The sequence below is a fragment of the Nonomuraea aurantiaca genome, assembly GCF_020215705.1.
GTDB classification, from domain to species: domain Bacteria; phylum Actinomycetota; class Actinomycetes; order Streptosporangiales; family Streptosporangiaceae; genus Nonomuraea; species Nonomuraea aurantiaca.
Map to the genome: position 1 here is coordinate 169,224 of NZ_JAIWNB010000017.1, position 21,274 is coordinate 190,497.

The 21,274-nt window shown below is 70.3% G+C and carries 20 protein-coding genes; 12 read left to right on the forward strand and 8 right to left on the reverse strand.

Annotation, left to right across the window (positions count from 1 at the left end; genetic code table 11):
* The first annotated feature begins 108 nt into the window (after positions 1-108).
* Positions 109-771, forward strand: a complete 663-nt coding sequence (locus LDL49_RS34225; RefSeq protein WP_225297357.1) for a response regulator transcription factor — start codon at positions 109-111, stop codon at positions 769-771.
* Positions 768-1,889, forward strand: a complete 1,122-nt coding sequence (locus LDL49_RS34230; RefSeq protein ID WP_225297359.1) for a sensor histidine kinase — start codon at positions 768-770, stop codon at positions 1,887-1,889. The genes LDL49_RS34225 and LDL49_RS34230 overlap by 4 nt, the downstream gene beginning before the upstream one ends.
* Positions 1,890-1,960: 71 nt before the next feature.
* Here LDL49_RS34230 and LDL49_RS34235 read toward each other — a convergent pair whose 3' ends face one another.
* On the reverse strand, positions 1,961-2,776 hold the full coding sequence (locus tag LDL49_RS34235; RefSeq protein ID WP_225297361.1) for a DeoR/GlpR family DNA-binding transcription regulator: 816 nt from the start codon (positions 2,774-2,776) through the stop codon (positions 1,961-1,963).
* Between the two features lie 38 nt (positions 2,777-2,814).
* A complete protein-coding gene (pdxA, locus tag LDL49_RS34240) occupies positions 2,815-5,166 on the reverse strand; it encodes a 4-hydroxythreonine-4-phosphate dehydrogenase PdxA (RefSeq protein WP_225297362.1) in 2,352 nt (783 codons plus the stop codon).
* A gap of 359 nt (positions 5,167-5,525) precedes the next feature.
* Between pdxA and LDL49_RS34245 the strand changes: the two genes are divergently transcribed.
* From LDL49_RS34245 to LDL49_RS34285, 9 genes are read left to right on the forward strand one after another with little or no spacing between them, the layout of a single operon-like run.
* Entirely contained in the window at positions 5,526-7,052 is a 1,527-nt protein-coding gene (locus tag LDL49_RS34245) for an ABC transporter substrate-binding protein (RefSeq protein ID WP_225297364.1), read from the forward strand.
* 3 nt (positions 7,053-7,055) lie between these two features.
* Complete coding sequence (locus LDL49_RS34250; protein WP_225297366.1) at positions 7,056-7,991, forward strand: ABC transporter permease; 936 nt, start codon at positions 7,056-7,058, stop codon at positions 7,989-7,991.
* The gene (locus LDL49_RS34255; protein ID WP_225297368.1) at positions 7,988-8,950 is read left to right on the forward strand and encodes an ABC transporter permease; all 963 of its coding nucleotides are present in this window, start codon (positions 7,988-7,990) and stop codon (positions 8,948-8,950) included. Before LDL49_RS34250 ends, LDL49_RS34255 begins: the two co-directional genes overlap by 4 nt.
* A complete protein-coding gene (locus LDL49_RS34260) occupies positions 8,947-9,816 on the forward strand; it encodes an ABC transporter ATP-binding protein (protein ID WP_225297370.1) in 870 nt (289 codons plus the stop codon). The genes LDL49_RS34255 and LDL49_RS34260 overlap by 4 nt, the downstream gene beginning before the upstream one ends.
* The gene (locus LDL49_RS34265; protein WP_225297372.1) at positions 9,813-10,673 is read left to right on the forward strand and encodes an ATP-binding cassette domain-containing protein; all 861 of its coding nucleotides are present in this window, start codon (positions 9,813-9,815) and stop codon (positions 10,671-10,673) included. The genes LDL49_RS34260 and LDL49_RS34265 overlap by 4 nt, the downstream gene beginning before the upstream one ends.
* Positions 10,670-11,647 (forward strand): aldo/keto reductase, encoded by a 978-nt coding sequence (locus tag LDL49_RS34270; protein WP_225297374.1) that lies wholly within the window; start codon positions 10,670-10,672, stop codon positions 11,645-11,647. The genes LDL49_RS34265 and LDL49_RS34270 overlap by 4 nt, the downstream gene beginning before the upstream one ends.
* A gap of 60 nt (positions 11,648-11,707) precedes the next feature.
* Positions 11,708-12,490, forward strand: a complete 783-nt coding sequence (locus tag LDL49_RS34275) for an HpcH/HpaI aldolase family protein (RefSeq protein ID WP_225297376.1) — start codon at positions 11,708-11,710, stop codon at positions 12,488-12,490.
* Positions 12,487-13,806, forward strand: a complete 1,320-nt coding sequence (locus tag LDL49_RS34280) for a sialidase family protein (protein WP_225297378.1) — start codon at positions 12,487-12,489, stop codon at positions 13,804-13,806. The genes LDL49_RS34275 and LDL49_RS34280 overlap by 4 nt, the downstream gene beginning before the upstream one ends.
* Position 13,807: 1 nt before the next feature.
* Positions 13,808-14,533, forward strand: a complete 726-nt coding sequence (locus LDL49_RS34285; RefSeq protein WP_225297380.1) for an SDR family NAD(P)-dependent oxidoreductase — start codon at positions 13,808-13,810, stop codon at positions 14,531-14,533.
* A 27-nt stretch (positions 14,534-14,560) separates the two neighbouring features.
* Here LDL49_RS34285 and LDL49_RS34290 read toward each other — a convergent pair whose 3' ends face one another.
* The 6 genes from LDL49_RS34290 to LDL49_RS34315 form a co-directional block, all read right to left on the reverse strand.
* Positions 14,561-15,217: a helix-turn-helix domain-containing protein gene (locus LDL49_RS34290; protein WP_225297382.1), complete on the reverse strand. Its 657-nt coding sequence runs from the start codon at positions 15,215-15,217 to the stop codon at positions 14,561-14,563.
* Positions 15,157-15,852, reverse strand: a complete 696-nt coding sequence (locus LDL49_RS34295; protein ID WP_225297384.1) for a CBS domain-containing protein — start codon at positions 15,850-15,852, stop codon at positions 15,157-15,159. Before LDL49_RS34295 ends, LDL49_RS34290 begins: the two co-directional genes overlap by 61 nt.
* 304 nt (positions 15,853-16,156) lie before the next feature.
* Positions 16,157-17,596: a nitrilase-related carbon-nitrogen hydrolase gene (locus tag LDL49_RS34300; protein WP_225297386.1), complete on the reverse strand. Its 1,440-nt coding sequence runs from the start codon at positions 17,594-17,596 to the stop codon at positions 16,157-16,159.
* 190 nt (positions 17,597-17,786) lie between these two features.
* Entirely contained in the window at positions 17,787-18,449 is a 663-nt protein-coding gene (locus LDL49_RS34305) for a response regulator (protein WP_225297387.1), read from the reverse strand.
* 4 nt (positions 18,450-18,453) lie between these two features.
* A complete protein-coding gene (locus LDL49_RS34310) occupies positions 18,454-19,569 on the reverse strand; it encodes a sensor histidine kinase (protein ID WP_225297388.1) in 1,116 nt (371 codons plus the stop codon).
* A gap of 142 nt (positions 19,570-19,711) precedes the next feature.
* Entirely contained in the window at positions 19,712-20,155 is a 444-nt protein-coding gene (locus tag LDL49_RS34315) for a winged helix-turn-helix transcriptional regulator (protein ID WP_225297389.1), read from the reverse strand.
* Positions 20,156-20,285: 130 nt separating this feature from the next.
* Between LDL49_RS34315 and LDL49_RS34320 the strand changes: the two genes are divergently transcribed.
* Positions 20,286-21,158: an aldo/keto reductase family oxidoreductase gene (locus LDL49_RS34320; RefSeq protein WP_225297390.1), complete on the forward strand. Its 873-nt coding sequence runs from the start codon at positions 20,286-20,288 to the stop codon at positions 21,156-21,158.
* Positions 21,159-21,274 lie beyond the last annotated feature (116 nt).

Consider the following 21,274-nt stretch of genomic DNA (forward strand, 5'->3'; position numbering starts at 1 on the left):
GTTGTACGCGGCACCCGGTCGCAGCCACGTCGCAGCGGCCGCGACCTGGCTGCGACCGGGGATCTGGGATCGTGAAGGCATGGCACCTCAATCAGGCGGTGAGGGGCGGTGAGGGTCCTGGTTGTCGAGGACTTCGAAATCCTCGCCCGCTCCATCGGCACCGGGCTGCGCCGCGAGGGCATGGCCGTCGACGTCGTCCTGGACGGTACCGACGCCCTCGACCGCCTGGCCGCCACCCGCTACGACGTGGTGGTCCTCGACCGTGACCTGCCCGGCGTCCACGGGGACGAGATCTGCCGGCGGCTCGCTCATGGCCGCTGTGAGACCCGCGTGCTGATGCTCACCGCCTCCGGCACGATCGAGGACCGCGTCGACGGGCTCAGCCTCGGCGCCGACGACTACCTGCCCAAGCCGTTCGCGTTCGCCGAACTGGTCGCCCGGGTCCGTGCCCTGGCCCGCCGCGCCACCCCGCCGCTGCCGCCCACCCTGGCCTGCGGGGACATCACCCTCGATCCGGCCCGCCGTGTCGCGTTCCGGGCCGGCCGGCGCCTTGAGCTGAGCCCCAGGGAGTTCGGCCTGCTGGAATGCCTGCTGGCCGTGCCCGGGCTGGTCATCTCCGCCGAGGAGCTGCTCGAACGCGTCTGGGACGAGGCAGCCGACCCCTTCAGCAGTGCCGTCAAGCACACCATGCACCGATTGCGGGTCAAGCTCGGCGACCCGCCCGTGATCGAGACCATCCGCGAAGGCGGCTACCGCATCGGACCGTCATGACCTCCCGGACGTTCACCAGAAGGTCCCTGCAGACGCGGCTCGCGCTCGCCTACGCGGCGGGCATCTACGCCGCCGGGACCCTCATGCTCATCTTCGTCGACGTCCCGCTGGCCAGCATCCAGCAGGTCACGCCCAAAGGCTCATCCAGCCCGACCCCCGAAACGGGGGCCGGGATCAGCCTGCCCCAACTCCTCATCGGATCCGCCGTCGCCCTGGTCGTCCTGATCCCCGTCGCCCTGGCTCTCGGCTGGTACGTCGCCGGCCGGTTCCTGCGCCCGCTGCGCGCCATCACCACCACCGCCAGAATCATCTCCGCCGGAGACCTCCACCGGCGCCTCGACCTCGGCGAGCCCGCGGACGAGCTGACCGAACTCGGCCACACCCTCGACGACCTGTTCACCCGCCTGCAAGCCTCCTTCGACGCCCAACGCCACTTCGTCGCCAACGCCTCCCACGAGCTGCGCACCCCGCTCGCCGGCCTGCGCACCCTCCTCGAAGTCACCCTCGCCGACCCCGACGCCGACGCCGAGACCCTGCGCTCGGCCTGCCAGGAGGCCCTCGCCCTGGGCGAGCACCAGGAGCGGCTCGTCCGAGCGCTGCTCGCTCTGGCCACCAGCGAGCGCGGCGTCACCCGCTGGGAGGCCCTCGACCTCACCCAGATCGTGGCGGGCGTGCTCGCCTCCCGCCGCGACCGAGCCGCGGTTGCGGGCATCGACCTCGCCGAACACCTCACGCCCGCGGTGACGGCCGGGGATCCGGGGCTGATCGAAAGCCTCGTCGCCAACCTCATCGACAACGCCATCCGCCACAACCACCCGGACGGGCAGGTAAAGATCACCACTCAGACCTCCGGCCCCCAGGTGGTCCTGACGGTCACCAACACCGGGCCGGTCATCGCCGACGACCAGATCCCGCGGCTCTTCCAGCCCTTCCAGAAACTGGCGCCCGATCGTCACGGCCGCGACGGCTACGGCCTCGGCCTGGCCATCGTCAACGCCGTCACCCAAGCCCACCACGCCACCCTCACCGCCGGCGCCCGCCCCGAAGGCGGCCTGTCCATCACCGTACGGTTCGCTCACGGAGCTCTGCCTCCGGGAACGGTTCAACGACAGCCTTGAAGGCATGAGTCCTGACGATCACCAACAGCCCGGCGGCGGCGAGCCCGCCATCCACACAAGGGGGTTTGGGGTTATGCCGGCTGGCCCGCGGCCGGCTTCGGCTTGCTGATCTGGCCTTCGACGTCGACCACGATCACCTCGACTCCCTCTCTGGAGAACGGGGCCAGCGCGTCTTCCGCGGCCGTGTCGTCGGTCACCAGAGTCCAGGGCCGGGGGAGGCGCACCCAGGCGTGGAACGGACCTCGCCCAAGCTTGGCCGCATGCGCCAGTACGTAGGTCTTGCGGGAGCTGCGGGCCATGAGCTCCTTGAGCCGGGTCTGCTGGAGGTCGGCCTCGCAGATGCCTCGGTCGGCGGTGACTCCGTCAGCCCCGAGAAAGACGCGGTCGAACGACATCCGCTCCAAAGAGGCCTCGGTGATGGGGCCCACGAACCCCTGGCTGAGGTGGCGCAGCCGGCCGCCGAGGCACTCCACATGGAGGCTCTCGACGTCGCCGAGCTCCTTGAGCACGGTCAAGCTCGTGGTGGCGATGAAGAGCTGGGTGCTGGAGCGCAGCTCGTGAGCGAGCGCCGCGACGGTCGAGCCGGCGTCGAGCAGCACGGACTCGCCGGCTCCGATCTGCTGCGCCGCCCATCGGGCGATTCCGTGTTTGGCCTCGAAGGCGTCCCCGACGCGCTGGCGTACCGAGTCCTCGGGGTGGGCGACGACGGCCATCGCGCCGCCGAACGTCCGGGTCAGCAGCCCTTGCGTGGTCAGCCGGGCGAGGTCGCGGCGAATGGTGGAGGGCGTCACGGCGAACGTGGCGGACAGTTCTTCGACACTGGCCAGACCACTGGTCGTGGCCAGGCGCACGATCTCGGCGCGCCGACGGTCAGAGTTCCTGGACAACGCTCCTCCTTCTCGGCTTGTCGTTCAACGGTCCCGGATCAGCTCGCCGGACTGGGAGACATCTGGGCGGCTTGCCGCAGCGCCTCGATCATGCTACCGACCTCGGCGACGCCCTTCCCCGCGATGTCGAAGGCGGTTCCGTGATCCACGGACGTGCGGATCACGGGCAGGCCCACGGTGATGTTCACCCCGGCCTCGATGCCGAGGATCTTCACCGGGCCGTGCCCCTGGTCGTGGTACATCGCCACGATGAGGTCGTAGTCGCCACGTCCCGCGACGAAGAACGCCGTGTCGGCGGGCAGCGGCCCCTGCACGTCGATGCCGTCGGCCTTCAGGACCTCGATGGCGGGAACGATCTTCTCGTCCTCCTCGCCGTAGCCGAACAGGCCGTTCTCCCCGGCGTGCGGGTTGATGCCGCACACGCCGATGCGCGGGTTCTCGATCCCGGCCCGCCGCAGCGCCTCGTGGCCACGGCGGACGGTCCGTTCCACCAGGCCGGGTTCGATCTTCGCGATGGCGTCGATCAGCCCGATGTGCGTGGTGACGTGGATGACCCGGATCTTCGGCGAGGACAACATCATGGACACCTCGCCGGTCGCGGTCAGGTGCGCGAGGAGTTCGGTGTGGCCGGGGAAGATGTAGCCGCCCGCGTGCAGGGCCTCCTTGTTCAGCGGCGCCGTGCAGATCGCCTGCACCTCCCCGGCCATCGCCAGCTCGCTGGCGACGCGGACATAGTGGTACGCGGCCGCCCCCGCCACGGGGGAGATCTTCCCCCACGGCAGGTCCGCCGGCAGCAGCCCCAGGTCGATGACATTGAGGCGTCCCGGCTGGAACACGGCATCGGCCACCGTGTCGATCGCGACGATCTCGGTGTCGATCCCGAGGATGTCGGCCGCCTGGCGCAGCCGTACGGCGTCGCCGATGACGACCGGACGGCAGAGTCCGGCGGTGCCGGCGTCCTGGAGGGCGCCGACGATGACTTCCGGACCCACACCGGCACCGTCACCCATGGTGACGGCGATGATCGGAGTGGCCGCTGTGCGCGGCTGTCGGCTGACGCCGGCAGTGCTGATGCTCACGACGGGACCTTTCGCTTGGTTGTGGGAGCTTTCGCGTTGGGAGAGAGTGGGGTCAAGAGATCCGAGGGAGTGCGGGGCCAGGGCCCTGACGATCTCGACGAGTGAGTCGGCTCCTCCGAAACTGCCTGGGCGGGTGACCACTGAACGGCCGTCGGCCGTCCGGGAGTGGACGGCTCCCGGGTGCACCTGCCCGACAGGGGTCAGTTCCCGCACCTGGAGGGCGTCGAGGACGCGCCGGGCGGTCTCGCCGCCGGTCAGCACGAGGTCCACCGGCCTCCCGTACGCGCGCACCGCGTCCGCGACGGTCTCGGCCAGCCGGCGCGCGATGTCACGGGAGGCCGCCGGGAGGACGACGCCGGCTGAATCGAGGTAGGCCACGACCGCCCGGTCGCCGAGGGGAATGCGGGGGAGGGGTTCGCGGCCGTCGGTTGTGCCGAGGAGGGCCGTCAGAGGCAGGGCCACGGGCACGGCTCCGGCCTCGGCCAGTCGGCGCACCTGCTCGGCCGCGACCGGCTCGGCGCTGCCCACCACGACGAGCGGGGCCAGTGAGGACACGCCGCCGCGCCGCGAAACAGACGGGGGAACAGGCGAATGTTCCCCGGCGGCTGGGCCGAGACTGCGCAGATGGCGTCCGAGCGCGTCGGCGAGCCCGCCGGATCCGGCCAGCCGCACCGACGGCACGGCCAGCGCGGCACGCAGCACGGCGTCCAGATCCTCATCCGTCTCCGCGTCGCACAGTGCGACGCGCGCATCCCGCGCGCAGGAGGCGATCGCCGCGGAAAGGCGATCCGATCGTACGGTCGCGAGATCCAGCACGCGGACTGGGAGCGGCGCCAGAGCCGCCTCGACCGACTCTGGAGCCGGGACGCCATCCACCGCCCAGGCGTTCACCAGATGGAGGGGGACACCGGCCACGTACAGCACACCGCCGCGTACCACCCGATCGAGGCCGGGCAGCGCAGGGGTGAGGACGACAGCGGCCCCGGGCGCCGCGAGCGCGGCCACCTCCGCCGCGACGTTGCCGCGCAGCAGAGAGTCGATCTTCTTGAAGATCAGCCGCGGCCGCCCGGCGGCCGCCGCGAGCGTGGAACGCACCGCCGCGGCGGCTTCGGCGGGCTGCCGGTGCCGGGAGTCGGTGTCGACGACCAGGATGCCGGCGAGATCGCGCTCGCCGCGCACGGCGTCATGAGTGAGAAGGACCCTCGTGCGTGTTTCGCGCATCATGACTCGTGCTGCGGACTCGGCTGCCCCCGACAGGTCGTCGGCCACGATGAGGACACCGTGCGCGGCCGTGCTGGGCTTGGGCGTCAAGGAACCCCCGGTGTGATTGATCTTTGCAGGTCAGGAAGGCTCTCGCGGCGTTCGCGAATCCTCATGCGCGATCCGCTCCGGAGCGAGGCGGGCACGTCGGCGTAGCCTTCGTCTTGACTGGATGATGTCACAGCTTGCACAAAATGCGCTAGACCTCTTGCGCGAGATGCGCAGCCGTGTAATGGTGCAGCAACATCGTTGTGACGTGGGAAACATCCGGTCCTGGCAGACGGCCGCTGTTGAGCGGCGTTCCACTGCGGACGGTTCAGAAAGCGAGAAGCCCAGTGACTCATCCCGGAAGCGGCCCCCAGTTCTCCCGTCGCAGTCTTCTCCGTCTCGGCGCTCTCACGGGTGCGGCCATGACCCTGAGTCCCCTGGCCGCCTGCGCGGGACCGGGGAGCGCGCCCGGCGTGGGCGCCGGCAGCGGGGCCGCCGCCGGCTCCGGCATCACCCTGGCGCTCAACCGCTCGCTCGTGTCGCTGGACAACAAGCTCAACCAGTTCGATGCCGCCGTCACCGTCCAGCGCGGCGTCCGTCAGGCGCTGACCTTCATCGACCCCAAGCTCACCGTGCAGCACGTCCTGGCCGAGCGGTTCGAGCTGACGGCGCCCACCGAGTGGACGGTCAAGCTGCGCGACGGCGTCCGCTACTCCGACGGCAGCCCGGTCACGGTCGAAGACGTCGCAACCGCGCTGCGGATGTACCAGAAGGTCCCCGGATCGTTCCTGGCCGGCCTCTTCCCCGAATGGCCGACGGTCACCCCCGTCGACGCCGCCACCTTCAAGCTCGTCACCAAGCATCCGGTGCCGACGCTCGACTACCTGATGGCCAACATCCTGATCACCCCCGCCGCCGCCAACAAACCTGAGGAACTCCAGGGCGGCGTGGGATCGGGCCCGTACGTCGTCACCGCCGCGAACCGGGGCACCGGCGAGTACACGCTGCAGGTCAACGACAAGTACTGGGGCCCCGCGCCCGCGATCAAGACCGTCCAGGTCAGGTTCCTGCCGGAGGAGGCGAACCGCGTCGTCGCGCTGCGCAGCGGCGAGGTCGACGTGATCGACGCGATCTCCCCCGATGCGATCAGCCAGTTGTCGGGGCTGGGTGACGTAGAGGTGCAGCAGGTGCCGAGCACGCGGATCACCCAGCTCTTCTACAACTTCCGCAAGCCCGCCGGGCACCCGCTCGCCGACCCGCGCGTACGTGAGGCGCTGAGCTACGCCATCAACGGCCCGGCCCTGATCAAGGACGTCTTCGCCGATTCGGTGTCCCCCGCTCGAGGCGTGGTGGCCGACACCCTGACCGGCGCGGTCCAGACGGGCGAATACGTCTACGACCCGCAGAAGGCCAAGCAGATGCTCGACGCCGCCGGAGTGAAGGATCTCAAGATCAAGATCATCTGGGAGACCGGAGAGTTCGCCAACGACACGAGCGTCATGGAGGCGGTGGTGGAGATGCTCAAGGCGGTCGGCGTGCAGGCCGAACTCCAGCAGTTCCAGCCGGGCGGCGACATCTCCAAGTGGCGGCAGGGGCGGGGCGGCGACTGGGACGTGCTCGGCAACGGCTATCCCGGCCCGACCGGGCTGGCGCTGACGCCGCTGCAGGGCATGTTCGCCGGCACGAAGGAGAAGGAGGCCACCCGCGACACCTACCAGGGCTACGTGTTCCCCAAGATCGCCGCCTTGCTGGAGAAGGCCTCGCAAGAGACCGACAAGGCGGTCCGGGAGAGCGTCCTCGCCACCGCCCAGAAGGAGATCTGGAACACCTGGCCCTGCATGTGGGCCTTCGTCCCCAAGACCGTCATCGCCCGGCGCAAGCGCGTGGAGAACGTGCTGCTCAGTCCCACCAACTCCTACGAACTCGCATCCGTGCGACTGAATGGATGAATCGTGGTCCGCTATGTTGCGCAGCGTGTCGGGCAGAGCATCCTGGCGATCTTCCTGACCGTCTCGACGGTGTTCGTCCTCGTACGACTGGCACCAGGGGATCCGGCGGCCGCATACGCCAGCCCGTTGGCCACCACGGCTGAGCTCGACCGCATCCGAGCCCAGTTCGGCCTGGACAAACCGCTCATACAGCAGTACGGGATCTTCGTCCAGGACTTGTTCCACGGCAACCTGGGCACGTCCTTCTCCTTCCAGGCCTCCGCTCTGGACGTCGTCCTCAGCCGGATGCCCTACACCATCATGCTCGCCGTGTCCGCCATCCTGTTCGCCGCGGTCGTGGCCATCCCGGCCGGCGTCTGGATGGCCAGGCACGCCGACACCGCCCGCGAGCTGGGGGCCAACGTGGCCATGATCGCCGGGCAGTCCATGCCGGAGTTCTGGAGCGGCATCATGCTGCTGACCGTCTTCGCGGTGCTCGTCCCCGTGCTCCCGGCATCCGGTTTCACCAGCTGGGCCGGCCTGGTGCTGCCCACCGTGACCGTCGGCATCCTGCAGATCGCGCTGATCTCCCGCTTGGTGCGCCGGGAGATGGGAGCCGGCTTCGCCGCCCCCTATCTGACGATCGCCCGCTCCCGCGGCATCCCCGAACGCGGCCTGACCTGGCGCTACGCCATGGGCAACTCGGCCGTCCCGGTGGTGACCGCGCTCGGCACCCGCTTCGCCGCCATGCTCAACGGCGTGGTGGTGGTCGAGGTCGTCTTCGCCTGGCCAGGTGTCGGGTCGCTCGTCGTACGCGCGCTGGAGACCAGGGACTACCCGCTGATCCAGGCGACCGTCCTGGTCACGGCCGTCCTGACCGTGCTCGTCCAGCTCCTCATCGATCTCACCTACCCGCTGCTCGACCCGCGGGTGCGACTCGGGAAGGCGGTGGCCTCATGACCGCCACGACAGTCGGTCCCGCCGACGGCTCCGGCAGCCGGGACACCGCGGCGTCGCCCGGGCGGCCCAGCGCGGTGACCGCCAAGGATCTCGCCCGATCCGCGGCGGTCCGCCGCCGCAAGAGCGCGCGGCTGAAGATATGGGTCGGCTCGGTGGGCGTGGCCCTGGTCGTCCTCCCCGTCGCCCTGGCCAACCTCCTGCCGATTCCCGGACCGGACGAGCAGAGCCTCAGCCTGCGCCGCCTGCCCCCTCTGACCGGCGGGCACCTGTTCGGAACCGACCAGCTCGGCAGGGACCTGCTCTCCCGGGTCCTGCACGGCGGCCAGGTGTCGCTGACCGTCGGCGTGCTGGCCATCATCGTGTCCGGCGTCATCGGCCTCATTGCCGGCGCGGCGGCCGGATTCTTCGGCGGTTGGGTCGACACCGTGGTCTCCCGCCTGCTGGAGGCGCAGCTGTCGCTGCCTTTGCTGCTGATGCTGCTGCTCGTCGTCGCGCTCTTCGGCCCGTCCATTCCGGTCATCACCTTCGTGATCGCGTTCGCGCAGTGGCCGGAGGTGGCCCGCCTGACGCGCTCCCTCGTGCTCGTCGAGCGAGAGAAACCGTACGTGGCCGCGGCGCGCGTGCTCGGCCTGCATCGCGTCACCACCCTGCTCCGGCACGTGCTGCCCAACGTGGTCAAGCAGGCCTCGCTCGTGATCCTGCTGCTGCTGGCCCAGGCAGTGCTGCTGGAGAGCGCGCTGAGTTATCTGGGCGCCGGTCCGCAGCGCCCGTTCGCCACGTGGGGCCGCATCATCGCCGACGGCCAGGACTACATCACGACGTCGTGGTGGCTGGTCACGCTGCCCGGACTGGTCATCGTGCTGCTCGTCGTCGGTGTCAACCTGCTCGGAGACGGCCTGCGGGACCGTGCTCGCCGGCGGAAGGGCCCGCAGACGGAAGGGAAGGTGAGCCGGGCATGACCGCCGAGTTCGACGAGGACGACCGTCCCCTGCTGGAGGTCGAGGACCTGCAGATCGAGCTGATGACCGAGGCCGGCATCGTCCGGGCCGTCGACGGCGTCAGCTTCGTCATCCGCCACGGCGAAACCGTGACGATCATCGGCGAGTCGGGATCCGGCAAGTCCACCACGGCCATGGGCATCCTGCGGCTGCTCCCCCCGGAGCTGGCGGTTCTCTCCGGCACGGCCCGCTTTCAGGGAGTCGACGTCATCGCCGACCCGCGCGCGGTGCGCAAAGTGCGCGGGCGTACCGTCTCTCTCATCCCGCAGGATCCGATGACGGCGCTCAGTCCCGTCCACACCATCGGGCAGCAGCTCCGCGAGGCCGTACGGCTGCGGCACCGCGGCCTGTCCAGGGCGGAAACCGTCTCGCGGTCCGTCGACCTGCTGGCCCGGATGCACATCCCGGACCCTGCGTCCCAGCTGGGCAAGTATCCGCACCAGCTGTCGGGCGGCATGCTGCAGCGCGTGCTCATCGCGATCGCGCTCGCCGGATCGCCCGTCCTGCTCGTCGCCGACGAACCCACCTCCGCCCTGGACGTCACCGTCCAGGCGGGCATCCTCGGCCTGCTGCTCGAAGTACAGGAGAACACCGGTATCGGCATCCTCATGATCACTCACGACATCGGGGTGGCCCGGCTCGTCTCGGACCGCATCCATGTCATGAAGGACGGCCGATTCGTCGAGTCCGGTGAGGCCGAACAGATCGTCAACGCCCCCCGCGACCCGTACACCAGGAAGTTGCTGACGGCGGTCCCACGGCTCGGCCCGTGGGACGAGGACGGCGAGTCTCCGGACGCGCCCATAGCGCTGGGAGAACCCCGATGACCGAAGACGCGTTGCTCGAGGTCGACGGCCTGGTCGTGGACTATCCCGTCGCCCACGGCGTGTTCCGCGCGGTCGACGACGTCAGTTTCACTGTCCGGCGGGGCGGCACGCTGGCCATCGTGGGGGAGTCGGGCTGCGGCAAGTCCACCATCGCCCGGTCGATCGTCCGGCTGGTCAAGCCCACGGCGGGGCGCATCGTGGTGGGTGGCACCGATATCGCCCGGCTGAGCGAGAAACAGCTGCGCCCCATGCGTACCCGGGTACAGATGATCTTCCAGGACCCGTACGGATCGCTCGACCCGCACCTGTCGGCGCAGGAGATCGTCGCCGAACCGCTGCGCGTGCGCGGAATGCGCGACAAACGCGCACGGGCCAAGGAGGCGGCCACGCTCATCGACCAGGTCGGCCTGCCGGCCACGGCCCTGGAGCGCCGCCCGCCGGAGTTCTCCGGTGGTCAGCGCCAGCGCATCGGCATCGCCAGAGCCCTCGCCTCCAAGCCCGACCTGCTGGTCTGCGACGAGGCGACGAGCGCGCTGGACGTGTCCGTGCAGGCGCAGGTCCTCGCCCTGCTGATGAAGATCCAGGCCGAGACCGGCCTCACCTATGTCGTGATCTCCCACAACCTCGGTGTGGTCAGGGAGATCAGCGAGGAGATCATCGTCATGAGCGAAGGGCGCCTGGTCGAGTCCGGCCCGACCAGGAAGGTGCTGGCCGCACCGGACCATCCCTACACCCGTGCCCTGCGCAGGGCCGCGCTGGATCCGACGGCGATACACGGGCGCAAGCCGCGCGAGCTGGTGGCCCCGTCCGCTATGCGGCTCCCGGCGGCACCCGTTCAGCGAGGAACCGACCGATGACGACTTCCCTACCGGCGGCGGCACCCGTCCGGCTGTCCCGGCTGGTGCTGGGCACCATGACGTTCGGTGACACGGCCGACGCGAAAGAGGCCGAGCGGATGCTGGACCTGGCGCTCGACTCCGGCATCACCGGCGTGGACACCGCGAACGCCTACGCGGGCGGCGCGACCGAATCCATTCTCGGGCCCCTGCTCGCCACCCGGCGCGACCGGGTCGTCCTCGCCACCAAGGCCGGCATGCCCCATCCGGACGCGGGAGATCATGCGCCGTTGTCCGCCAAAGGGTTGCGCGCCAGCCTCGAAGGCAGCCTGCGCCGCCTGAACGTCGACCACGTCGACCTGTTCTACCTGCATCAGCCCGACCGCCGCACTCCGCCGGCCGAGACGCTCGGCGTCATCGCCGAGTTCGTCGCCGAGGGCAAGATCAGCGCGCTCGGCGTCTCCAACTACGCGGCCTGGCAGATCGCGGAGATCAACCACACCGCCGAAGCCGTCGGCGCGCCGCGTCCTGTCGTCGCCCAGCAGCTGTACAACCTCCTAGCCCGCAGGGTGGAGGAGGAATACCTGGAGTTCGCGCGGAGCACCGGCCTGACGACCATGGTCTACAACCCGCTCGGCGGGGGCCTGCTCACCGGGCGTCACGCCTTCGACCAGGACCCGGCCGCGGGCCGCTTCGGCGATTCCAAGCTCGCACCCATGTACCAGCAGCGTTACTGGAACCAGGCGCTGTTCGAGGCCGTCACCACCCTCGGCGAGATCGCCGCGCAGTCGGGCCTGTCCCTCATCGAGTTGTCCCTGCGGTGGCTGCTCCATCGCGACGGCGTGGGGGCCGTCCTGCTCGGCGGCTCCACGGCCGAACACCTCCGCGCGAACATCGCGACCGCCGCGGCCGGACCGCTTCCCGAGGACGTCGTGGCAGCCTGTGACAGCGTGGGCGCGGCGCTGCGTGGCCCCATGCCCGCCTACAACCGATGAGCGCGGATCCCTTTGAGAGCGGATCCCTTTGAGAGATGACCACCGAGGAGAAGACCAGCAGTGAGCATCACCGACTTCACCGCCAGGATCCGTGCCAGGGAACCCGCACTGGGCTACTGGTCCGTCCTCGATTCGCCGGTGTCCACTGAGCGCATCGCCCGCCTCGGCTACGACTACGTGTGCCTGGACGTCCAGCACGGCCTGCTGGGCTACTCGGGTCTGCTCAACAGTCTGACGGCGATCGACGCGGGCGGTGTGTCCGCGGGCCTGGTCAGGGTCGAGGCGAACGATCCCGCCCGCATCGGCCGCGCCCTCGACGCGGGCGCCGCGGGTGTCATCGTGCCGCTCATCGACACCGCCGACGACGCCGCGGCGGCCGTCTCCGCGACCCGCTATCCGCCGAAGGGGCGCCGCTCGTACGGGCCGATGCGCTCGGCGCTGCGCATCGGACCGCGCCCCGCCGACAGCGATGCCACCGTGCTGGTCCTCGCCATGATCGAGACGGCACAGGGACTGGCGAACATCGAGGCGATCTGCGCCACCCCCGGCCTGGACGGGGTCTACGTCGGCCCGTCCGATCTGGCCCTGGCCCTGGGCGCCGCATTCCCCGGTGATCCCGCGATCGCTGCCCGGTTCGAGGACGCGCTGGTCACGGTGCGCGAAGCCGCCAGGGCCGCCGGTATCGCCGCCGGGACACACACCCCCGACGGCGGTAGCGCCGCCAGGCGCCTGACCGAGGGATACACCTTCGCGACCGTCGCTTCAGACCTCGTCCACCTCGAACAGGTGGCGAAATCCCACCTGACCGACGCCCGAGCCGAGTTTTCCCGAGGAGAATCGTGAGCGAGCCCCAGCCCGCCGTCGCCGACCTGCCCATGGACGGTGTGATCCGCGTTCACGACGCCGATCCCGACCGCTCCGAGGCGTACCTGATCGCGCCCGCCGTGCAGAACCACGCGGCCAACATCATGGCGCTGGGCAACGGCGATCTCGGCTGCGTGTGGTTCGGCGGCACGCAGGAAGGCGTCTCTGACATCTCCATCTGGTTCTCCCGGCTGGAGAAGGGGGCGGAGGCCTGGTCCACGCCGACGCGGCTGTCCGACGATCTGACGCGTTCCGAGCAGAACCCCGTCCTGTTCCCCACTCCCGCCGACGAGCTGTGGCTGCTGTACACCGCCCAGCGCGCCGGCAACCAGGACACCGCCGAAGTCCGCTGCCGCATCTCGCGGGACGACGGTCACACCTGGGGGCCCGTACGTACCCTTTTCCCCGCCACGAGCCGCGGCGGTGTCTTCGTCCGGCAGCCCGTGCTGGTGCTGCCGTCCGGCCGCTGGCTGCTGCCCGTCTTCAACTGCGTCACCACACCGGGCAAGCGCTGGGTCGGCGACCGTGACACCAGCTCGCTCATGATCTCCGACGACGAGGGGCGGACCTGGCGCGAGCAGCCCGTCCCCGACAGCACCGGCTGCGTCCACATGAACGTCCACCTGCTGGCCGACGGCACGCTGCTCGCGCTGTTCCGCAGCCGATGGGCGGATGCGATCTACGCGAGCCGGTCGGCGGACGAGGGCGCGACCTGGAGTGTTCCCGCCGCCACCGAACTGCCCAACAACAACTCCTCCATCCAGTACGTCACACTGAGTGACGGCCGGCTGGCACTGGTGTTCAACGCCAGCAGCGCGGCCGACGCCGTCGAGCGCCGGGCGTCCCTGTACGACGAGATCGACGATGACGGGCTCGCCGCCACTCCGGCGAGTCCGACCGAGCCGAAAGCCGCCACTTCGGCGAGTCCGACCGAGCCGAAAGCCGCCACTTCGGCGAGTCCGACCAGCGAAGAGCCGGTACTCGCTGGGCGCGATGACTCCGCACCCGCTGGGCGCGAGGAGCGGACCGCGTTCTGGGGCGCCCCGCGTGCGCCCATGACCCTCGCGCTGTCCGCGGACGGAGGACGCACGTGGCCGATCCGCCGCGATCTGGAGGTAGGCGACGGCTACTGCCTGACCAACAACTCTCGTGACGGCCTCAACCGCGAGTTCTCCTACCCGTCCATCCAGGAAACCGCCGACGGCGACCTGCACATCGTCTTCATCTACCACCGCCGCGTCATCAAGTACGTCCGGGTACGACCCGAATGGGCCGCCCGCACCGACGGGCTCTGAGGTGTCGACGCACGCGCCCGAGGCCGGACAGAGCGCGGACGAGCCACCCCACGCGGTGGTGACCGGGGCCAGCTCCGGCATCGGTCAGGCCATCGCCGCGCGCCTGCTCTCCGAGGGCTGGAGAGTCACCGGGATGAGCCGCACCCGGCCTCCTGAGTGCGAGCAGGAAACGTCGGCCTACTCGTGGATCGAGGCCGATCTGACCGACCTCGACCAGCTGGCCGGCACCTCGGCCTCGGTGGGCGCCGTCGACGCCGTCGTCCACGCGGCCGGCGTGCAGCGCTCCGCGCCGCTCGGAGGTCTGTCGGCACAGGACGGCGCCCTCATGTGGCGGGTCCACGTCGAGGCGGCGACCGTTCTGGTGAACGCCCTCGCCGGGGCGATCCGCCCCGGTGGCCGCGTCGTGCTGATCGGAAGCCGCACGATGGCGGGCGCGGCGGGCAAGAGCCAGTACGCGGCGACCAAGGCCGCGCTCGCGGGCCTGTCCCGTTCCTGGGCCATGGAACTGGCTCCGCGTGGCATCACCGTCAACGTGGTCGCCCCCGGGCCGACCGACACCCCCATGCTGCGGGATCCCGGACGTGCCGCCACCCCGCCACGGGTTCCGCCCCTGGGCCGGTTCATCCGGCCCGAGGAGGTGGCGGGGCTGACGGCCTTCCTCCTCGGCCCGGAAGGAGGCTCGGTCACCGGCCAGCACCTCGTGATGTGCGGCGGCGCGTCACTGTGAGCCGCCGGGCTCCCTGGAGCATGACCGTCAAAGGTGATGGAGGCGGCGGCCCGTGATCTGGTGCGGGACGATGCGGAGGTAAAGGTGCCGCTCGCCGCCCGCCCACGGGGTGACGCCGGAATCGGTGACCTCCGGCAGTTCGTCGGGGGATATGTGGTGCGCGGGGCCCTGGATGAGGACGCTCCATCCCTCGCGCTGGGCCTCGTCGATCCGGTCCACTTCGAACCCGACCTTGATCTCCACGCCTTCCGCGCCCGTGCGCAGATCCTGGTCCATGGGACCGCTCGACGCGGTGCGGAAGACGATGAAGCCGTGGTGCAGTTTGTAGTTGACGGGCAGCACGGTCGGGCCGTGGGAGCCGCTGAAGGCCACCCGTCCGATGCCGCCGGGCTCGATCAGCTTGAGGCATTCTTCGGGGTCCAGGCTCTCCAGCGTCGGAGCCGCGTGGGCGCGGCCGCGGCCCGGCGGCCGATCGACGCCGCCGCCGAGGAGGTCGTCCACGGTGGTCTCCAAGGCTCCGGCCAGGCGGTACATGGTCTCCGCGGTGGGTGTGCCGGGGCGTTCCTCCAGGTATTGGAGGTAGCCGGGTGACATCTCCGCACGCTCGGCGACCTGGTCGAGGGTCAGACCGAGTCGCACGCGGTGATAGGTGATGCGACGTCCGAGGTCGCCGGTGCTTGCCATGATGGTTTCTCCTTGCCACCTGGTGAAGGAAAAGTCGGTCTCGCCACTGATCGGCCTCGATGAAGAGCTGATGTCCGCGGAAGCGTGGCGAAACGGCCGTCGCCCAGCGTGCACAGCGCCTCGCGCACGAGCATGGCTACCTGGGCCTCCCACGTGGAGTCGTCGTGCTTCCAGGTGAGCTCGTCGATGACGTCGACCACGCCGTTGACGCGGCCGGTCATCCGTACGGCGATCGCGGTCTCGGTCTTGCGGTCCATCCGGCCGCTCAGCGTCACCACGCCCTGGCGTACCTGGACGACGACACCGGAGGTGTCCACCCACAGCCCTCGGTCGAGGATGTCCTCGCGCACCTCGGCGGCGATGTCACCGGCGGCTTTCTGCCTGCCTTTGGGGTGGCGCAGCCGGGCGCGCAGCGGCGGCTGGTAGCCCTCGCGGTAGAACTGCTCGCGGAACTCCTCCTTGCGCAGCAGGTCGGCCTCCGACACCATGCCGACGACGTGGCCGTCGTCGTCGACCACCGGGACGGCGCTGATGCCGCCGGCGATCAGGGTCTCGGCGATGTCCTTGAACGGGGTCTTCGCCGTAACGGTGACGACCTTGGCGGTCATCACGTCGGCGACGGTCCTGCGCTTCACGGCTCAGCCCTTCTCGTCTGCTGCTCTCGTACCTTCAGCACAGCTCCGCGGTGGTGCGGCTGGTAGGGCCGTAAGTCCTGACGGCGACGGTCGTTGGTCAGTGCGGGCGGAGCGCGGGGCGTGCGCCTCAGGGGCGATGCCTCTAACGGGGCGGGACCTTCGACCCTGCCGGGCGGCCTTGCTGACGTGATGCGCTGGGGTCATCACCGTCGGAGGTGCTGTCATGGTCGTCACTCGTACGGCACAGCATCGGGAGCATGCAGAGCAGGAGGCCGCGGTGGGACCGCGACAGGTCAACCTCACGTCAACGTCCGCGTGGAGCGGGGGAGGGGCGCAGGAATGCCCCGGAGGCGAATATCGAGACCAGCAGGAGGGCGCAGATCCATGCGAACCAGTCGCCGAGCCTGGTGTACAGAGTCGGCACCGCATGATCCGGCAGGTCCGCGGTCACCGACACGAAGGACGTGCCGGTGGTGCGCGCCTCGGCCAGGAGGCGGCCGTGCGGGTCGCTCACGGTCAAGGCGCCCTGCCGGGCCGCCCGGGCCACCGCGAGGCCGTTCTCGATGCCGCGCGTGATCGCCATGCGGCTGTGCAGCCACGCGTCGTCACCGAAGTCCCAGGCGGGTACGAACAGCGCGCTCGCCCCGTCGCGCCGATAGTCGCGGACCAGGCCGGGGAAGTCGAGATCGAAGCAGATCGCGATCGCCCATCGCCGGCCGGATCCGGGCACGAACGCCTGCGCCTGACCGGCCTCGAAATCGCTCTCCAGTCCGGGGACGAGGTGGCGTTTGACGTACTCGACGGGCCGTCCGCCATCGGCGGGGAAGTCGATGGCCGCGTTGTACTCGCGCCCGTCCCTCGCGAGGACCAGCCCCGCGACGATGTCGATGTGGTGGCCGGAGGCGAGCCGGGACAGCGGTCCGGCGAGCAGCGACAGGTCCGCGTCATCCACCCGGAACGCCTTCTCGGGAAGAACGACGACGTCGGCCCCGCGCCCGGCCAGGGCCGGGATGCGGCTCACGTAACCGGCCAGCAGGTCGCGCCCCTCGGGGTCGGTCACCGCCACCGGGTCGACCGATCGGTCGGTGGCCAGCAGCGCCACCTTGACCGCCGCCCCGGCCTCGGCCGGTCGTAGCTGCCACCACCCGTAGCCCGTCACCAGGGCCGCGACCGTCGCGGCGACCACGGCGATCCTCACCCGACCGGCCGCACCGGGCCTCAGCAGGGTGGCGGCGGTGGCTGCGACGCCCATCAGCACGAACGTCACGCCCCATGGTCCGGTGGCCGAGGCGATCTGGATGACGGGAAGGACGTCGGCCTGGGTATAGGCCAGGCTCCACCAGGCGCCGTTCGGCGTGATCAGCGACAGCGCGTACTCGATGACGACCCACGCGGCCGGGACGACGCCGACGGCCATCAGCGGGTGTCCGCCTACCGCCAGGCCCCGGTAGGCGATCACCACCAGACCGAACAGCAGCGCCGAGCCGACGAGCAGGAGCACGACCAAGGCCGGCGGGATCTGCACCGTGTTCAGGAAATATCCCCACATGGGGGTCTGGCCGCCGAGCCAAGCGATGGACGCGGCGGCCAACGCCGCACGTGCTGAGCAGCGCGGCGCAAGGGCAAGGACCGGGATCGGCGCGATCCACGTACACCATGGCACCGGCCGTAAGCCGGTACCGAACAAGAACAGCGTGGCAGACAGCACCGCCGCGGCGATCAACCACCATCGTGGGGATCTCATCGAGCAGACTCCTTCACCAGGGAAACTGCCTCGATACTCCACACCGGCGTCCCGCGCCCACATCGGCGGCGAGAGTGAACTCCGCGCTCCCTCTCACGGACGCACTCAGGCCACGCGGACGTCTCACGCTCCCTCCGGGACCGCTCAGGGCACTCAGGCCACGGACGCTTTACGCCCCCTCCGGGACCGCTCAGGCGTCGCCGGCGACGATGAGTCCCGACTCGTAGGCGAACACGACCGCCTGAACCCGATCGCGCAGCCCCAGTTTCGTCAGGATCCTGCTGACGTGGCTCTTGACGGTGTACTCGCTGAGGACCATCTCGCCGGCGATCTCCGCGTTGGACAGCCCCCGTGCCACCAGCCGCAGCGTCTCGGCCTCACGGCTGGTCAGCTCGGCGAGGCGGGCGGCCAGCCGGGGCGCCACCCCATGGCCCGGCCGGAGGACCAGATCCTCGATCAGGCGTCTGGTCACCGTCGGCGCCAGCAGTGACTCGCCCGCCGCCACCACGCGCACCGCCGCGGCCAGTTCGTCGCGCCGGATGTCCTTCAGCAGGAAACCGCCGGCCCCCGCGCGTAGCGCGTCGTAGACGTACTCGTCCAGATCGAACATGGTCAGCACCAGCACCTTGGCGGACGTCGTCGCGCAGATCCGCTCGGTCGCCTCGATCCCGCCCATGCCGGGCATCCGGACGTCCATCAGCACGACGTCCGGGCGCAGCTCGGTGGCTGCCCGAACGGCCTCGGCGCCGTCGGCCGCCTCGCCGATGACGGTGATGTCGGCCTGGGCGTCAAGGATCATGGCGAAGCCGGCGCGGAACAGGTCCTGGTCGTCGGCCACGAGCACGCGGATCATACGCCTATCCAACCGGGAGCGAGGCCGCCACGACGAAGCCTTTCTCTCCCCGGCCGGCGCGCAGCGTCCCCCCGCAGGCGGCGGCCCGTTCGCGCATCCCGATCAGGCCATGTCCCTCGGCGGCGCCGTCGGCGCCCTTGCCGTCGTCGGCCACCTCGACCGCCAGCACGCCCGATGCCCAGCGCAGCCGCACCCGCGCGGAGCGCGCGTCCGCGTGGCGCAGCACGTTCGTCAGCGCCTCCTGCACGATCCGGTACGCCGCGACGTCGACCTCGACGGGGATCGGCCGCGGCACGCCGTCGCTGGTCAAGGTCACCCGCAGCCCGGAACGGCCGGTCCGCTCGAGAAGCTCCGGCAGGGCCGCGAGCCCGGGTTGCGGCTCCCGGTGACCGGCCTGGCCCGAGCGCATGGTGCCGAGCAGGGTCCGCAGCTGGGCGATCGCGCCCCGGCCGGTGTCGGCGATCGTGTCGAAGGCGGCCTGCGCGCGTACGGGATCAGAGCGGAGCATCAGCGGCCCGGCCTCGGCCTGGACGACGATGAGGCCGACCGAGTGAGTGAGGATGTCATGCATGTCCCGGGCGATGCGCGCCCGCTCGTGAGCCGCGGCGATGGCTCGCTCCCGCTCCAGCCGCAGCGCCCGTTCGGCCAGCTCGGCGGCCCGGGCGCGGCGGGCGCGGGCGCTGGTGCCCAGCGCGTACGCGGCGACGAACGCCGTACCCACCACGCGATAGGAGTCCAGTCCCTCCTGCGGCAGGGCGAGCGAGACGGACACCCCTGCGCCGATGACCGGAACGGCCGCCAGCCGCAGCAGCGGCGGGCTCAGCGCGGCGATGGTGTAGGTGCCCACCAGCGGCCCGTACGGCAGCATCGGCTTCTCCCACATCACCAGCGCCGTCATCGCCAGCCCGACCACGCAGGTCACCACGAGCGGTGCCCTGCGCCGCCACAGCACCGGCACCGAGGCCAGCACGGCCAGCGCCACCACCCACCACGGCTGCGAGGAGGGGACGAGCGCGGGACCGACGGTGGCCGCCGACACGGCGACCGTGATCGCGACGTCGACCACTCGTGGCGGCACGTCCGTCAACCGGGTGCGCAGCCGCTCAATAAGTCCGGGCATCTCGCCCAGTATCGGGATCCAAGCCGCCCGGCGCATCCCTCCCACGACGGATAGCGCCCTTCACTCTCAGGAGTGAAAGGCGGTACGTAGGAGGGCGCGCCGCATCGCGGAGGCGTGGTTTTCCTGCCGGCGCGGTCCCGGTTCAGGTGGCGTGGGTGTCGTAGGTGGCGCGGTTGGCGAGTACGTCGTCCATGTGCGTCTCGGCCCAGCTCTTGAGGCCGCGCATCAGTTGGTGCAGGGAGAGACCGAGGTCGGTCAGCTCGTAGGTGACCGTGACGGGCACTGTCGGCGTCACGGTGCGGGTGACGAGACCGTCGCGCTCCAGGGAGCGCAGCGTCTGCGTGAGCATCTTCTGGCTGACGCCGGCGAGCAGGCGCGACAGCTCCGAGTAGCGCATCGACCTGGACTCACCGGCGCAGTGGGTGCCGAGCTGATGCGAGCCGTCGCTGCCCAGCGCGGCCAGGATCAGCGTGACCCACTTGTCGGAGATCCGGTCGAGCAGCTTGCGGCTAGGACATGCCGCGACGAAAGCGTCATATTCCGCCTTGGCCTGTGCCTTCTTCTGGGCCGCCGTCATGGTTGTCATCGACCGCTCCTCGTACCCGTGGGCGACTTACGCACTCTGAGGTGCCTACTTCCCATCGGGAAGTTATCTCCCATATTTATACAAGGAGCCGTTCGGCACCACCACCCCGCTCAACACGAAAGGCAGAGGCGTGAGCACGCTCTCCACTTCGCTCCCCGGCGGCACCTGGACCCTGGGCGACCTGACCGTCACCCGATTCGGCTACGGCGCCATGCAGCTCGCCGGCCCCGGCGTCATGGGTCCGCCTGCCGATCGCCGCGGCGCGCTCGCCGTCCTCCGCGAGGTCGTCGGCCTCGGAATCACCCACATCGACACCAGCGACGCCTACGGGCCGCGTGTCACCAACCAGCTGATCCGTGAAGCGCTGCACCCGTACGCCGAATCGCTGCACATCGTGACCAAGGTCGGCGCGATCCGGGACCAGCAGGGTGGCTGGCCCCCGGCCCGGCAGCCCGAAGACCTGCGCCGCTCCGTCCACGAGAACCTGGAGACCCTCGGCCTCGAGGTGCTCGACCTGGTCAACCTCCGGCTCGGCAACGCCGAGGGACCCCAGCCCGGCTCGCTCGCCGAGCCGTTCGAGACGCTCGCCGAACTCCAGCGGCAGGGCCTGATCCGGCACCTCGGAGTGAGCAACGCGACCGCCGAACAGGTCGCCGAGGCACGGGCGATCGCGCCGATCGTGTGCGTGCAGAACATGTACAACCTCGCCTACCGCCAAGACGACGGGCTGATCGACACGCTCGCCGATGAGGGCATCGCCTACGTGCCCTTCTTCCCCCTCGGCGGCTTCAGCCCACTCCAGTCCTCGGCGCTCTCGGCCGTGGCCACCCGGTTGGACACGACGCCGATGTCTGTCGCCCTGGCCTGGCTGCTGCGGCGATCGCCGAACATCCTGCTCATTCCCGGCACCTCGTCGTCGGCGCACCTGCGCGAGAACGTCGCCGGCGCGGGAGTCCCGCTCTCCGACGAGGACCTCGCCGAGCTGGACAAGATCGGCCGCTAGCGGCAATGCCGGTTGATCGTCCCGGCCCGTTGTACGCGGTGGCGGGCCGGGACGGTGGTCCACCGGTTCAGTGAGCGACCGGACACACAGGAGTAAAGTGACAAAAAGGGCATATC